Here is a 14,004-nt window from a genome sequence, read left to right on the forward strand (position 1 = left end):
AGCATGGAATTATTGGCAACGCTGGCATCGGGGATGGCACCTCATGCACCCGTAACCCCAACCATAACCGCCATCCTCTCCGCCACCGGTCACCTGACCGGGCTGAGCCACGCCAGCGAAGCCCTAAATACCGGCTGCGTCGCCCCGCTCGGGCATCTTGTCGGCGACGGCTCGCTGAGCGATAACATCACCGCCTGGTTCCACCACGCCGCTGGTTCCCCCGTGGTTTTGGTGGTGCTCACGGCCTTGTGCTTTATTGACGGATTCTTTCCGCCGCTGCCCTCCGAGTCGATAGTTATCGGGCTGACCTCTTGGTTTATCGCCTCGCCGCCGGGCGCGGTGGTGCCCCTGTGGGCGGTGTTCCTGGCAGCCGGTGTCGGGGCGATGCTGGGGGATTCTTTCGCGTTCTTCTTGGGCACGCGCATCCCGGTGGAAAAAATCCCCTTCCTGAACCGGGGCAAAGGGAAGACAGCCTATGACTTGACCCGGCGTACCCTGCATCGGCGCGGTACCTCGTTTATCTTCGCGGCACGTTTCATTCCCGGGGGGCGTATCGCGGTCAATATCTGTGCCGGGGCAAAGAATTTTGGCTATGCGCGGTTCTTGCGCACGGATTTCATGGCGGTGATGTGCTGGGTGGCCTACGGGATGACAATCGGTGCAGTATCCGGGAAAATCGTGGGCGGGGTGCATCCGTTGCTCGCGGTAGCGGTGGGGATTATCGGCGGGCTGGTGTTGAGCTTGGTGATGGATCGGTTGGTGTCGTGGGTGCAAAAGCGTTTTTGGGACAAGCCCGCACCCGACTCTTCGGGTTCATGAGGTGCTTGTCTTAAATTTGCCGCTCGGTGCTCTGGGTCGAAACGGCCGGGCTAGCTATGTTTTGTCCAGTTTTTCTAAGCAACAAGTTGCTAAGAAAAACTCTGGTAAAACATGAATCGCCCTACGCCGTTTCGTCCCCGGCGAGCGCCCTCGCTAGAGTTTGCGCAAATGCAGGCGATGCACCCGGTGATCCGAGTCCTTCTCTAGGATAAGCGTGGCACGCGACCGGGTCGGTGCCACGTTTTCCACCAGGTTCTTCAGGTTCACATCACGCCAGATTCGGCGGGCGTGTTGTTCGGCCTCCTCGTCGGGCCAGGAAGCAATCTCGCGGAAAAACGACTGGGGATCCTTGAAAGCCGTGCGGCGTAACTGGCGATAACGCGAAATGTACCACTGTTCAATGTCGGCGGGGCGAGCGTGTAAATAAATCGAAAAATCAAAGAAATCCGACACCGCCAAGGAATTCCCCGCCACTGTTATCCGGGGGGGAGCCAACACGTTCAAGCCCTCGATAATCAACACATCTGGGGCTCGCACCACCTGGGATTTCCCCGGCACAATGTCGTAAGTAACATGCGAATACACCGGGGCGCTGACCTCGGGTGCCCCGGATTTCACCGCCGCCAGAAACTGTAGCAAAGCCCGGCGGTTATAGGATTCCGGGAATCCCTTGCGATCCATAATCCCGTGCTCTACCAGCTCCCGGTTGGGATACAAAAACCCGTCCGTGGTCACCAAATCTACGCGCGGGGTACCCGGCCAGCGACTCATGAGCTCGCGCAGCAACCGCGACACCGAGGACTTGCCGACCGCCACCGAACCGGCCACCCCAATCACGAAAGGCGTGCGCACCCGGCTGGATTCCCCCAAAAAATCCGCGCGTTGTCCGCGTAACTTCACCATTCCGGTGGCGTAAATCTGGAGCAAAGCTGTCAGCGGACGGTAAATCGCGTCGACCTCGGCCAAGTCCAGGGGGTCTCCCAGGGCACGGAGCCGGTTCACATCGTCTTGGCGCAGCGGCAACGGAGTTTGGTCGGACAGCGCCGACCACTGCTCACGACTGTACATCACGAAAGGCGAGGCGGCTGCCGCTGCGGACTCGTCTGCTGGCGGGAGATGGGGGCGGGCGGAAAGCACCTCGCGCATGGCCTGGCTGTAGCGAGCCTGGGTGTAGCGTGCCTGGGTGGCGGTGGGGTCAGCCATGAAGTCGCGCAGCAACTCGGTGCTGGGTGCCCAGCTAGGTTCGGAGAGGTCTTCGGGGATGGGGGCGTTTCCGTTGTCCATCCCGGTCGCGGTGTTACTGTCGGGTTCATGAGGTGCCTGCCCCCCAGTCGGGTTCGGCTCGGATAGCACCCTGGTTTCAAACATATTTACGACAACCCCACAATCGAGCCGATACACAAAAATCCAGCCGCATCCCGGAAGAAATACGCCGAAGGCTCCTTGAGCTGAGACTCGGAAACCCGCAGATACATGGGGTATTCATCCTTTACTGCGTAAATATGCAGGCTGCGGGTTCGAATCGCCTGCAAAACCTTAAAGGCTTCGGGTGATATCTGTTTATTCTCGTCCAAGACCAGTTTTTCCCGTGCCTTCGGGCTGAACTCGGTGATGGCGGCGGGTGGGTTCCAGTGAGGGCACACCAGGGGATAGATATCCTCGCGGTCGCTGGGGCTAACCGGGGTAGTACGCCGGGTCATCAAGCGTTCCATCACATAGCTCACGTCTTGGGTGGTTACCGCGTCGACTTTCCCGCCGTAGGCCACGTTGGGACAGGTGTATCGAGAGGCGAGTTCCGTCCAAGGGGCTGTGACGTCAACGCGGTTGCCGTGCCACTTCACGCCTGTGTCAGTGACTTTCGGGCTGGTTCCCAGGGCTTGTACCAGCGCGACTTGGGCGGGTTTGGTGGCGTAGCGGTCGGTGAATACTTCGGGGGTAATAGTCCAGCAGTTGCGTTGCATCTGGGTGAAGTTTCCCTTAGCCAAGTCGTCAAAAAAAGCCTGCATTCCCAGCCACTCTACCTTTTGTCCGGCGGAAACCTGGTTGGTTTTCACGCTGGATTCCAGTCGTTGTCGCTGCCACTTTGAGGTAACTTCGGGGATGGTTTCGGCATCAGTATCGCTGTCGTCGCTGGTCAAGGCGGTGGGGAACTGGAGGTTGTCGAGCCCGGCGAGGTTTAGTGTCGCTCCGGGCGGAACCTCGTTGGGGTTGGCATCGGGGGATTCATGAGGGGCTTTTCCGGGATTCCCCGCCAAGTTTTCCGGCGAAGGCTGGCCGATAATCCCCATATTCAAGGTGGAGTGATTGCGATAGTTGCTCCCTTTCACTTCCACCAAAAGGCGGGAGTCGGTGGGGGCGCTGGCCGAGGCGCTGGGTTCGGGGTTTTGGCCGGTCTCGTCGGGGATAGCCGCAATCCGAGGGGCGATTACAAACAGGGTGACCAACACCAGGACAATCCCCGTGCTGGCCAGGGCAAACATGGCCGTCACCAGGTGTTTCGGGGTTTCAACTATCCAAGATTCCACTTTGTCTTTGACGGGCATTCTTCTTTCCTTGCGCCAGCTTCACTTTTAAGCATAAAACTAGCTTCCAGATTACTGGGTTTTTTGCCCAGCGGAAAGCGCTAGCCGGGTCTTTCCGTGCCCGCGTCTTGCTTCATTTCGCGTCCCGACTGGTTTTCCCGTAGGGTGTAAGGGTGATTCGGGGATATGCACCACAATTCGGAACGGATTTAGAACTGCCTTTGGTAAATCTGGTGACCCGCCAAGACGTCGCAAGACTGTGGCCGTGGCCGCAATTCAGTGACGATAAATACTCTCGCGGGGTACTTGCGGTTGTGGCGGGAACCGCGAAATATCCCGGGGCGGGCGTGCTGGTAGCCACGGCGGCGCTCCACGCGGGTCAGTCTTATCTTCGTTACTTGGGTGAGCCCGCCGTGCAAAACCTGGTGCTCGCCGCCGCCCCCGAGGTGGTTTTGGGGGCGGGTCAGGCTCAGGCTCTGGTAATGGGATCGGGTTTCGATGGCCAGATTCCCGAACACCGGGCGCAACTGGGGCAAACCTGGCGGGAACATCAAGCCGGGGGCTACGTGTTATTGGATGCCGGGGCTCTCGCCTTGGTTGGAAGCGAAATAGCACCTCATGAACGCTGCCTGTTGACCCCCCACGCCGGGGAAGCCGCCCGACTGGCTCAGCAGCTCGGCCACCACACCACGCGCGAAGACATCGAGTCCAGGCCCTACTACTGGGCGCGGTGGCTGGCGCGAGAAACCGGGGCAACTGTGCTGCTTAAAGGGGAAATTACCGTTATCGCTGCGCCGGACGGGGAGCTGTTCGTGGTTACGCACGGTACTGCCGACTTGGCGACGGCGGGTTCGGGCGACGTGTTGGCGGGGGTCGTCGGGTTCCTGTTGGCCTCCACGAGGCGCCATCTGGATTTAGCGACAATCGCCGCGATTGGTGCCTGGCTTCATGCCGAAGCGGGGCGACTCGCCGCCCCCACACCATCCGCCACGAAAATCGCGGCCGCGATTCACCCCGCGTTAAAGCGCCTCCAGCTGCGCAAACGCTACGCGCTAAGATAGGTATTACCTTCGCGTGGTTTTTTTGTCCCATGGTAGGTCACACTGGGGGGCAAAACGTGACAAACTATTAGAGTCAAGGTTCGTCGAAAAGGAAAATAATGACTCACACAGACAATCAGGTGTCCTGGCCGGTGCGGGCCGTGGTGGATCTCGCCGCATATCGGGCGAATCTGGCGCGGATGCGGAAGTTTGCGCCGCGCAGCCAACAGATGGCCATTGTGAAAGCCGATGCCTATGGGCATGGTATGGAACAGGTCTCCCTGGCGGCTATTGAAGCTGGTGCCCAGTGGCTGGGCGTGGCGAAAGTCGCGGAAGCCTATCGTTTGCGCCAGTTTTTAGACAAGAGCGGGGTGGCGCGCGACCACTTTGGGGATACTCCCACTTCCGCTTTGTTGCGCTCACGCATGTTCCAGTCGGATGCCGCCGGGCTACCCACGGCGCAACGTCCGCGCATCTTCGCGTGGCTCTATACTCCCAGCACCGATTTAAAATCCACGATTAAAGCCGAGATTGATCTGTCGGTTTCCACTCTTGACCAGCTTGACCAGGTGTCGCACGCGGCGGATGCGGCGGGTTTGCGCGCCCGGATTCACCTAAAGGTGGACACGGGGCTGTGTCGGGGTGGCGCTACTTTGAGCGAGTTTGAAAACCTGTGCAAACTGGCGCGGGCTCGCGAGCGTTCCGGTCTGGTGGAAGTCAGTGCGATTTGGTCGCATTTTGCGCGCAGCGACGAACCCAGCGCCGAAGCCGAGGCCTTTACCCAAGGCCAGTTGGCGACTTTCAACCAGGCCTACGACATTGCTCTGGTTAGTGGTTTGCAACCCAAATTGCGTCACATGGCTGCTACCGGGGCGATTCTGTGGTACCCCGAGAGCCACTTTAACCTGGTGCGAGTGGGAATCTCGGCTTATGGCCTGTCGCCCAATCCGCAAATTGCCAGTGCGCAAAACCTGGGGATTCGCCCGGTGATGCGCCTGGAAACTGAGGTGGCCCAGGTCAAAAAGGTGGCGGCTGGTTCGGCGGTTTCCTATGGCGGTGAGTGGGTGGCCGCTGAGCCGACCTGGTTGGCTTTGCTGCCGATTGGTTACGCTGACGGTTTCATGAGGCGCTTGCAAGGTAAAGCTAAAGTCTGGGTGGCGGGACACCTGTGGCCAGTGGTGGGACGCATCCCCATGGATCAGATTATTTTGAATCTCGGTTCGGCTATTGACGGAGCGGGGGACTTGATTCCTCCACCGCTAAAGCCCGGGGATTTAGCGGTGATATTCGGTGATCCGAACCGCCTGCCCCCGGGATTTCCTCCCGGGGAACCCGCCGGTGAATCCACAGTAGCGGATTTGTGGAATCACGACCCGGTGCCATCAGCGGATGCCCTGGCGGCGGCGGCCGACACGATTTCTTACGAGATTCTCACTGCTGTAGACAAGGACACGCCGCGAATCTATGTGGACAAGACCAAGAAAGAGAAATGACAGATTTAGAAACCACGGCCGCGCTACCGGTGTTGGCCACTCTTGAAACGAAAACCGCTGCTGAAACCCGACTGTTGGGTCAGGCTCTCGCGCCCTTTCTTAAAGCTGGGGATTTGCTGATTCTGGAAGGCGAACTGGGAGCGGGGAAAACCACTTTCACTCAGGGGCTGGGCGCCGGGCTCCAGGTGCAACAGCGGGTGACCTCGCCTACCTTTATTATTGCCCGCACCCATCCCGTTGCTCCCGGTTCGGGGCTGGTTCCCCTGGTGCATGTGGATGCCTATAGACTCCAGGCTGGCGACGACATTGAATCCCTGGATTTGGATTCTGCTCTTGAGGATTCCATTGTGGTGGTGGAGTGGGGTAAAGGCAAGGCCGAGGGGATTTCCCCCCACACCTTGATGGTGGAAATCGCGCGGCCGGAAACTACTTTGCCGCCGGGTTCTGATTTTGCGGATATTCCCGAAGATACCCCGTGCGTCTTGACTTTCCGTGCCTCGGCGGGAGCTTGGGATTTATCTGGATTGCCGGCTGCCTGGGAAGCCCTGGTGAGACAGGCATGAGGCTCTTGGCGGCGGTGATTGCCGGATGGCTCCTCGTGAACCCGATAACTGTTGGGACAACTGAGGCGAGCTGGGCGAACCCCGCCGTGCCAAGGTGTGCCACCCTGGCCGCAGTTGCGACCAGAACCACGGCCGATATGACGGCCAGTCGAAGTGCGGCGAACCCGTCCGATGCTTCCGCCGCCCGCAAGTGGTTTGCCGCCGAGGGGAATAAGCTGGCTGCTTCCACCACCGGATACCTACCCACCGATGCCGCCGCCCCGGATGCGAAACCCGAGATTGGGGATATCACCCAGGTTTCGACCTGGTCAAAATCCATGCTGAAGGGTGCCTTTTCCCCCCAGAACGCCTTGCAGCGTATCAATATGTGGATAAGCCCCGTGACTCAAGGCGGCAGTATCCTGGGAGTGGTTGTCTATACCGGCTCTGACCAGGGTCTTTATCCGGTGGCGGTGCCGAAAAACTCGACTTTAGCTCCCAGAGTCACCGAGGGAACCCCGGAACCCACTGTGAAACCCGGTGACACGCGTAATAGCTGGGGCGCGGTGGAACCGAAAAACTCGCATTTGCCGGTGAAGACTGTGCCTCCGGGGGCGGCGTATATCTTGCCGGATTTGGCGCGCGCCTTGATAAATGGGGCGAGGAACTCGCAGCGTGTCGCGGTGCCGATTTACGATCCGGTGGTGGATGCCTGGTTCGTGCTCACCGATGACCAGCTGGTGGCGGTCTCTGCCACCGCTCGCGCGCGTCTGTCAGGTAGTGCTTCGCTGGGGCAGGTGCGCGAGGCGATTCAATCCTGGTGGGGTACCGCGCCGGTTACCCGCGCCCCGGAGGCTCTCGAAGCGGCGGTTACCCCCGCTCCCACCGCCATTTGGGTGGTGGTCGCGGCTTTTTTGGGGGCGGGACTGGTGGCGGTGCTGATTTTTGCGGCTTTGCAGCGCCAAGCCAAGGCTTACGAGGAGGTCGTGCCGCTGGAGGACACGGAGCTGATTATCGTGCCGCCCCCGCCGCCTACTACCGCCGTGCCAACTATCACGGTTTCCGCCGCTGAAGCCTTGACGCACTAAACTAGAAGCGTGCGTTACCTATACATAGATACCTGCGCGGCTAGTGCCGTGGCTTTAGTTGATACTGATACTTCTGATGTGAAAACCGCCGAAGTGGCGGATAGTCGTTCCCAAGTTGAGTCGCTTTCTGGCTTGATATCGCGGGTTCTGGCGGGGAGTGTGATGCCCGACTGTGTTATGGTTTCGCGCGGTCCCGCGCCTTTCACCGGGTTGCGGGTGGGTTTGGTGACCGCCCGCGCCTTGGGGGCGGCTTGGGGGGTGCCGGTGTTGGGCGTCGACGAGTTGACTGTGCAGGCGACGGCGGCGGTTTCGCTGTGGGACGCGGCTTCACGAGGTGCCAACCCGGATGACGGGCGTATTGTCACGGTGATGGATGCCCGTCGTCACGAGGTTTACGCGGCTTTGTTTGCTGCCGATGCGGGGGTGTCTCGCCTGTCCGAGGACTGGGTGGGGAGCCTAGAGGTTTTGGCCGGTCAGTTGACGACTTGGGATCCGGAATTCCCGGGCCGGGGGGACTTGGTGCGTTTCGTGGGGAATAAGGCTGACGCGGTGCCCACAGCCGTGACCCTGCAGCCGGGGATTGCTGATTTGGCGCGCGCGGCGCAAACCGTGGTGGCGCGCTGTTTAGCTGGGAGTGACGGGGAAACCGGGGTCGGCTTTGATTTAGAGAAATTGCGCGGGGAATCCGAGTTGCTCCTCATGAAGCGGGGGCTCGGTACCGAACCGGAGTACTTGCGTCGCCCCGACATACAGGAAAAGAAGTGAACGTGCGGGTACCTTCGGGTCGAAATTATTTTAGATAACCAAAGGTTGCGAAATACGCCCGTAAGAATAGGTAAAGGATAGCTTTTATGGGGCTGAAACGTGTCGCATTTTAATCCCCGAAACCCGGTAAAACCGCAGGTAATGACGGTTTTGTGGATGGTGAATCGGGCTTTGGGACCAGTGACCCTCGGAGAGAGGAACTAAATCTTATACAGTCGAAATCGTGACTGACACGAAACTGAGTACAGATAACAGAGCAATCAAAACCACGGTTATCATCAAACAGGCCATGGCGGTAACCGGACTGTTTTTTGTGGCCTTCGTGATTTTGCACGCCTATGGGAACCTTAAGGTGTTCCTGGGCGAAAAAGATTACAACGACTATGCGTTAGCGTTGCGGACATTTTTGATGCCGATTCTGCCCTACGAGGGGCTGTTGTGGATTTTACGGGCCGTGCTTTTGGTGTGCATCTTGGTGCACGTGGTGGCGGCTTTCTACCTGTGGCATCGCTCGGCAAAGGCTCGCGGTTCGCGTTATATGGTCAAGAAATCCTTGGCCACCGCCTATGCGGCGCGCACGGTACGTTGGGGCGGGGTGATTTTACTGTTCTTTATTCTGTTCCACCTGGGGCACTTCACCTTGAAATGGGCCAAGATTGGGAATCCGGCCGCCTATGGTTCGCATCAGGTGACGCTTGATGCCGCTGGCGCGGTAGTACCGGAAGGGGCAGACTCCGCTGTTATCACCGTCACCGAGGGCTATCCCTATGCCATGATGTACACCACTTTCTCCAACTGGTGGATGGTGCTGATTTACGGCATCGCTGTGGCCGCGCTGTGTCTGCATATTGCTCACGGGGTGTGGTCCGCGCTGCAAAGCGTCGGCTGGTTGCGACGCAACACCGAGGTTCCGGTACAGATTATTTCCGGGCTGGTCGGGCTGGCGGTGCTGGTGATGTTCTTGCTGCCTCCGGTTTGTTTCCTGGCCGGGTTGATGCCTGCGCCCGCTCCGGTGGCCTAGGGTTTTGAGGGAGAGAAAACATGAGTGAACTGATTGACGGTTTCTATTACGAAGGCGAGAAAGTCGCCGACACCAAAGCGCCAATGGATGTGCCGATTGCCCGCCGCTGGGAGGAACGTAAATTCCGTGGTGGCCTGGTGAACCCCACCAACCGCCGTAAGCTACATATTATTGTGGTGGGAACTGGCCTGGCCGGTGGGGCAGCGGCTGCCTCGCTGGGCGAGATGGGCTATCACGTTGATGCGTTTTACTACCAGGATTCCGCGCGGCGTGCCCACTCTATCGCCGCCCAGGGCGGTATCAACGCGGCCAAGAACTATCGCAACGACAATGACTCGATTTACCGGTTGTTCTATGACACGGTTAAGGGCGGGGACTATCGGGCACGCGAAAACAACGTGTATCGCTTGGCCGAGGTTTCAGCCAATATTATCGACCAGTGCGTCGCCCAGGGGGTGCCTTTCGCCCGTGAATACGGCGGCCTGCTGGACAACCGGTCGTTTGGCGGGGTGCAGGTAGCACGTACTTTTTATGCCCGCGGCCAGACCGGCCAGCAGCTTTTGATTGGGGCGTACCAAGCCTTTAGCCGCCAGGTAAAGGCCGGGACAGTAATTCCGCATTCGCGCTGCGAAATGATGGATTTGATTGTCAAAGATGGTCGGGCGCGGGGTATCGTGACCCGTGACATGTGCACCGGCGAGATTAAACCGTGGATTGCGGATGCGGTAATCCTGGCTACCGGTGGCTACGGCAATGTGTTCTTCCTGTCCACCAACGCCATGGGGTGTAACGGTTCTGCGGTGTGGAATGCCTATAAACAGGGCGCGTACTTTGGAAACCCCTGTTACACCCAGATTCACCCCACCTGTATTCCGCAACACGGGGATTTCCAGTCGAAACTGACTTTGATGTCCGAGTCCCTGCGTAACGATGGGCGGATTTGGGTGCCGAAACGCGCCGAGGATTGCTCGAAGGATCCGCGTGATATCCCCGAGGAAGACCGCGACTATTACCTGGAGCGCATCTATCCGTCCTTCGGTAACCTGGTGCCTCGCGATATCGCCTCGCGTCAGGCCAAGAATATGTGTGACGAAGGCCGCGGAGTTGGTCCCAAGATTGGCGGCGTGGCACGCGGGGTTTACCTGGACTTCAGCGAGGCCATCAACCGGATGGGGCGCGACAAGGTTTCCGAGAAGTACGGCAACCTTTTCGACATGTATGAACGTATCACCGGGGATAACCCCTACGAGGTACCGATGCGTATCTATCCGGCGGTGCACTACACGATGGGTGGCCTGTGGGTTGACTACGATTTGATGAGCAACATTCCCGGGCTCTACGTTACGGGCGAGGCTAACTTCTCGGATCACGGGGCGAACCGCCTGGGTGCTTCTGCTTTGATGCAGGGTCTTTCGGATGGATATTTCGTGATGCCCGCTACCCTGTCTGATTACTTGGCGCGCGGGGCGATGCCGAAACTGGAGGTTGACGACCCGGCGGTAACGGAAACCCTAGGGCGGGTGCATCACAAGATAGACACCCTGATGGGGATTCAAGGCACCCGCTCGGCGGATTCCTTCCACAAGGAGCTCGGCCAAATCATGTGGGAGAAATGCGGCATGGAACGCACCGATGCCGGTTTGCGTGAAGCCATCGGCCAGATTCGCGCCTTGCGTGAAGAGTTCTGGAAGAACCTGCGGGTGCCGGGGCGTGCCGACGAGTTGAACCAGTCCCTAGAGAAAGCCTATCGTTTGGCGGACTTCATGGAGTTGGGTGAACTGATGTGTATCGATGCCCTGCATCGCCGGGAATCTTGTGGGGGTCACTTCCGCGCCGAATCCCAAACTGAGGAAGGCGAAGCGAAGCGTGACGATGAAAACTTCCTCTATGTTGCGGCCTGGGAATACGGCGGGAAACCGGATGCTGCCCCGATTCTGCACAAAGAGGATTTGATTTACAAGGATATTCAGCTGAAGCAACGGAGTTACAAGTGAACATTACATTACGAGTTTGGCGACAAAACGGCCCTAAAGCTAAAGGGGCGCTTCACGAATATCACCTTACGGAGATATCCGAGGATGCCTCCTTCCTGGAAATGCTGGACATTCTCAACGAACAGCTGTTTGCTGCTGGCGAGGAACCCATTGCTTTCGACTCCGACTGCCGCGAAGGCATCTGCGGGATGTGCGGGGTGGTTATTAATGGGGTGCCCCACGGGCCACACAAGGATCGCACCACCACCTGCCAGTTGCACATGCGTACCTTTAAGGATGGCGACACGATTACTATCGAGCCGTGGCGTTCCAAGGCTTTCCCGATTCTGCGTGACCTGGTGGTTAACCGCGAGGCCTATGACCGTATTGTCCAGGCCGGGGGATATATCTCGGTTAATACCGGTGCTGCCCCCGAGGCACACTCGGTGCCGGTACCCAAGGACAATGCCGACATGGCTTTCGAAGCGGCGGCGTGTATTGGGTGCGGAGCCTGCGCGGCGGCCTGTCCCAACGGGTCGGCCATGTTGTTTACTTCCGCGAAGGTGATGCACCTGGGGTTGCTGCCACAAGGCAAGCCAGAGAACTATGACCGCGTGGTGAACATGTTGAACCAGCATGACGCCGAGGGCTTCGGGGCGTGCCAGAACATTGGGGAATGCGCCAAGGTTTGTCCCAAGCAGATTCCCTTGGATTGCATCAGTTACCTCAACCGTCAGTTAGGTAAGGCCTTCTTTAAAGGCAAGTAAAGCGTTTCTTTGCAATTTTCCTATCCGGTTTGTTCCCCGGGGTTGGCTTTCGTCAGCCCCGGGGAACAAGCTTTTCTGGCTCTTCGATTTTGAGGGTGTTTTAGGGGGTTGGGGATAGGCGGGTTTTTGGGGTTCGGTGGTGTGGCGGCCTGGATTAGGTGTCGTAGCCTTTACGATGATGGTGTCTAAACATAAAACCTTCATAGAAAGACTCCGACAATGCAGAATTCTACCGTATCCGCCTGCTGTAACCGCTCCTAGCCTGGAGGCGTTTTGCGAGCTCGATAAGATGGGGATTACCGTTGTTTCCCAGCAGGTCAACCCACATCAAGCGGTACTCAACTGTAAGATAGCAAGGAAAGGCGAGTTTTGCCAGTTGTGTGGCGTACAGGGCGTAGCGCGGGGAACAAGATTACACAGGTTGGCTCATCTGCCCTACGGGTCACGTCCCACGATATTGAATCTACGAGTGCCGTGTTGGGGTGTGCAGCCTGCGGGAAAGTATGGCGGTAAAACACCGAGCATATCGCTAAGCCACGCGGGAAAATGACCCTGAAAACCGTTCTACATGCGCTGCGGCTGGTGGTGGTAGACCACCTGTCTATCTCCTCGGTAGCCGCAACCATCGGCGTGACATGGCACGCTGCTAACGATGCCATATCCGAGTTGGGTTTGGAAGTATTGATAAACAACCCCGCTAGGCTAGAGGGAGTGCGGGTTATCGGGGTGGATGAACATGTTTGGCGGCATACCCCGCGTGGGCCGCGTTTCGTTACGGTGATAATCGATTTGACTCCCGTAGCGGACAAGACCGGGGCGGCGCGGTCGTAACGGCGACCCGCTCTACGGGGCGCGTAAAACCCTGAAAACCGGGGCAAACCTACTCACATTGAAACGCCGCGCCGCCGACATCCTGGCCTACTTCGACCATCCCCATAGTTCTAACGGCCCAACCGAAGCCATCAACGGCCGCCTCGAACACCTGAGGGGCTCCGCCCTCGGATCCGCAACCTCATCAACTACCGAATCCGCAGCCTCCTCGAAACCGGAGGCTTCAAAAACCAACTACACCCTCAAAATCGAAGAGCCGCTTAAGTTGGGACTTGTGTGTTGCGCTAAATGTCTGCGGAATGTGAGCAAGTTCACATTCCAAACTTACGCCTAGAAACCAGGGTGGCACCTCGAAAACTTACGCCTGAGATTCGAGCAAGCGCCTCATGAACCCGAAGAAGACGGGATGTATCCTTGCAAAGACTTTTTGCGGCTGGTAGCTTTAGTAGTAGTGAGGCAATAGGGAAGGTAGGGTGTTGGTCATGTTGAATACGATGGTGAAGGGTGCGTCGTCCGCTTCCCCTGCTGCGTCCAGTTTGCCCACCGTGAAACCACCGATTGCGCTGGGAGTCATGAATCGAGAGCAGCTTGATGCGGTTCTAGCGGAAGGCATGGCCAGTAAAGCCACTGGCAGCTACCTCACTCCCGAGGAGGTAAAAAGGAAACTCGCTGTGGAATTCTCCTTATGAGTGACATTTATCGGGTCATCTATGCCCCTCTGGCTTACCTTGATCTTCGTGATATTTATGCCTATATTGCGCTGGATTTGGAATCCCCGGATGCTGCCCAGAACCAGATTGAGCGCATCCAAGACCAAGTTAGTACCCTGGAATTCATGCCTTACCGACATGCAGTGGTGGATTGGGAGCCTTGGCGCAGCCAGGAGGTGCATCGCCTTCCGGTTAACCGCTATGTGGTTTTCTATACGATAGATGAACCCATTCGCTTGGTGACCGTGATTCGTGTTGTTTATAGTGGCAGGAATCTTCTGGCGCTCGCCGCCCGGGATGGCTAGCGCCCGCGCTAAATGTCCACAACTTGCGGTTAACCTCAGCAGTTTACAAAAGCGTTCTCTGGGAACTCATCGGAGACTACCTCGGTATGACCCGTGCCGGCGCATACAAGCGATTCAAAGACCCTAGC

Annotated in this window: 13 protein-coding genes and 1 pseudogene; 12 read left to right on the top strand and 2 right to left on the bottom strand. The window is 58.1% G+C overall.

From position 1 onward, the window contains the following. Nucleotides 1-3: 3 nt before the first annotated feature. Nucleotides 4-819: a DedA family protein gene (locus tag F4555_RS01205; protein ID WP_115325558.1), complete on the top strand. Its 816-nt coding sequence runs from the start codon at nt 4-6 to the stop codon at nt 817-819. Between the two features lie 153 nt (nt 820-972). Here the strand turns inward: F4555_RS01205 and coaA are convergent, their stop codons facing one another. Continuing rightward, nucleotides 973-2,187 (bottom strand): type I pantothenate kinase, encoded by a 1,215-nt coding sequence (gene coaA / locus F4555_RS01210; RefSeq protein ID WP_115325557.1) that lies wholly within the window; start codon nt 2,185-2,187, stop codon nt 973-975. 2 nt (nt 2,188-2,189) lie between these two features. Beyond that, nucleotides 2,190-3,362, bottom strand: a complete 1,173-nt coding sequence (locus F4555_RS01215) for a hypothetical protein (protein ID WP_004013049.1) — start codon at nt 3,360-3,362, stop codon at nt 2,190-2,192. 152 nt (nt 3,363-3,514) lie between these two features. On the opposite strand from F4555_RS01215, the gene F4555_RS01220 reads away from it, so the two are divergent. The 11 genes and pseudogenes from F4555_RS01220 (at nt 3,515) to F4555_RS01270 (ending at nt 13,876) form a co-directional block, all read left to right on the top strand. Next, nucleotides 3,515-4,402: an ADP-dependent NAD(P)H-hydrate dehydratase gene (locus F4555_RS01220; RefSeq protein ID WP_004018362.1), complete on the top strand. Its 888-nt coding sequence runs from the start codon at nt 3,515-3,517 to the stop codon at nt 4,400-4,402. Nucleotides 4,403-4,500: 98 nt separating this feature from the next. Further along, nucleotides 4,501-5,874, top strand: a complete 1,374-nt coding sequence (gene alr, locus F4555_RS01225) for an alanine racemase (RefSeq protein ID WP_115325556.1) — start codon at nt 4,501-4,503, stop codon at nt 5,872-5,874. Further along, a complete protein-coding gene (gene tsaE / locus F4555_RS01230; protein WP_004013046.1) occupies nt 5,871-6,437 on the top strand; it encodes a tRNA (adenosine(37)-N6)-threonylcarbamoyltransferase complex ATPase subunit type 1 TsaE in 567 nt (188 codons plus the stop codon). The genes alr and tsaE overlap by 4 nt, the downstream gene beginning before the upstream one ends. Beyond that, nucleotides 6,434-7,504, top strand: coding sequence for an auxin-repressed protein (locus F4555_RS01235; RefSeq protein ID WP_115325555.1), 1,071 nt, complete (start codon nt 6,434-6,436; stop codon nt 7,502-7,504). Before tsaE ends, F4555_RS01235 begins: the two co-directional genes overlap by 4 nt. Nucleotides 7,505-7,513: 9 nt before the next feature. Then, nucleotides 7,514-8,269 carry a tRNA (adenosine(37)-N6)-threonylcarbamoyltransferase complex dimerization subunit type 1 TsaB gene (tsaB, locus tag F4555_RS01240; RefSeq protein ID WP_115325554.1) on the top strand — a complete coding sequence of 252 codons (756 nt, stop codon included), beginning with the start codon at nt 7,514-7,516 and terminating at the stop codon, nt 8,267-8,269. Nucleotides 8,270-8,492: 223 nt separating this feature from the next. Continuing rightward, nucleotides 8,493-9,290 (top strand): succinate dehydrogenase cytochrome b subunit, encoded by a 798-nt coding sequence (locus F4555_RS01245; RefSeq protein ID WP_004018382.1) that lies wholly within the window; start codon nt 8,493-8,495, stop codon nt 9,288-9,290. A gap of 20 nt (nt 9,291-9,310) precedes the next feature. Beyond that, nucleotides 9,311-11,284 (top strand): fumarate reductase/succinate dehydrogenase flavoprotein subunit, encoded by a 1,974-nt coding sequence (locus F4555_RS01250; protein WP_004013042.1) that lies wholly within the window; start codon nt 9,311-9,313, stop codon nt 11,282-11,284. Continuing rightward, nucleotides 11,281-12,030: a succinate dehydrogenase/fumarate reductase iron-sulfur subunit gene (locus F4555_RS01255; RefSeq protein ID WP_004013041.1), complete on the top strand. Its 750-nt coding sequence runs from the start codon at nt 11,281-11,283 to the stop codon at nt 12,028-12,030. The genes F4555_RS01250 and F4555_RS01255 overlap by 4 nt, the downstream gene beginning before the upstream one ends. A 289-nt stretch (nt 12,031-12,319) precedes the next feature. Continuing rightward, nucleotides 12,320-13,125, top strand: a pseudogene (locus tag F4555_RS01260) (transposase). A gap of 218 nt (nt 13,126-13,343) precedes the next feature. Then, entirely contained in the window at nt 13,344-13,550 is a 207-nt protein-coding gene (locus F4555_RS01265) for a hypothetical protein (protein WP_004013035.1), read from the top strand. Further along, a complete protein-coding gene (locus F4555_RS01270) occupies nt 13,547-13,876 on the top strand; it encodes a type II toxin-antitoxin system RelE/ParE family toxin (protein WP_115325553.1) in 330 nt (109 codons plus the stop codon). Before F4555_RS01265 ends, F4555_RS01270 begins: the two co-directional genes overlap by 4 nt. Nucleotides 13,877-14,004 lie beyond the last annotated feature (128 nt).

The organism is Mobiluncus mulieris, assembly GCF_014204735.1.
Lineage (GTDB): Bacteria > Actinomycetota > Actinomycetes > Actinomycetales > Actinomycetaceae > Mobiluncus > Mobiluncus mulieris.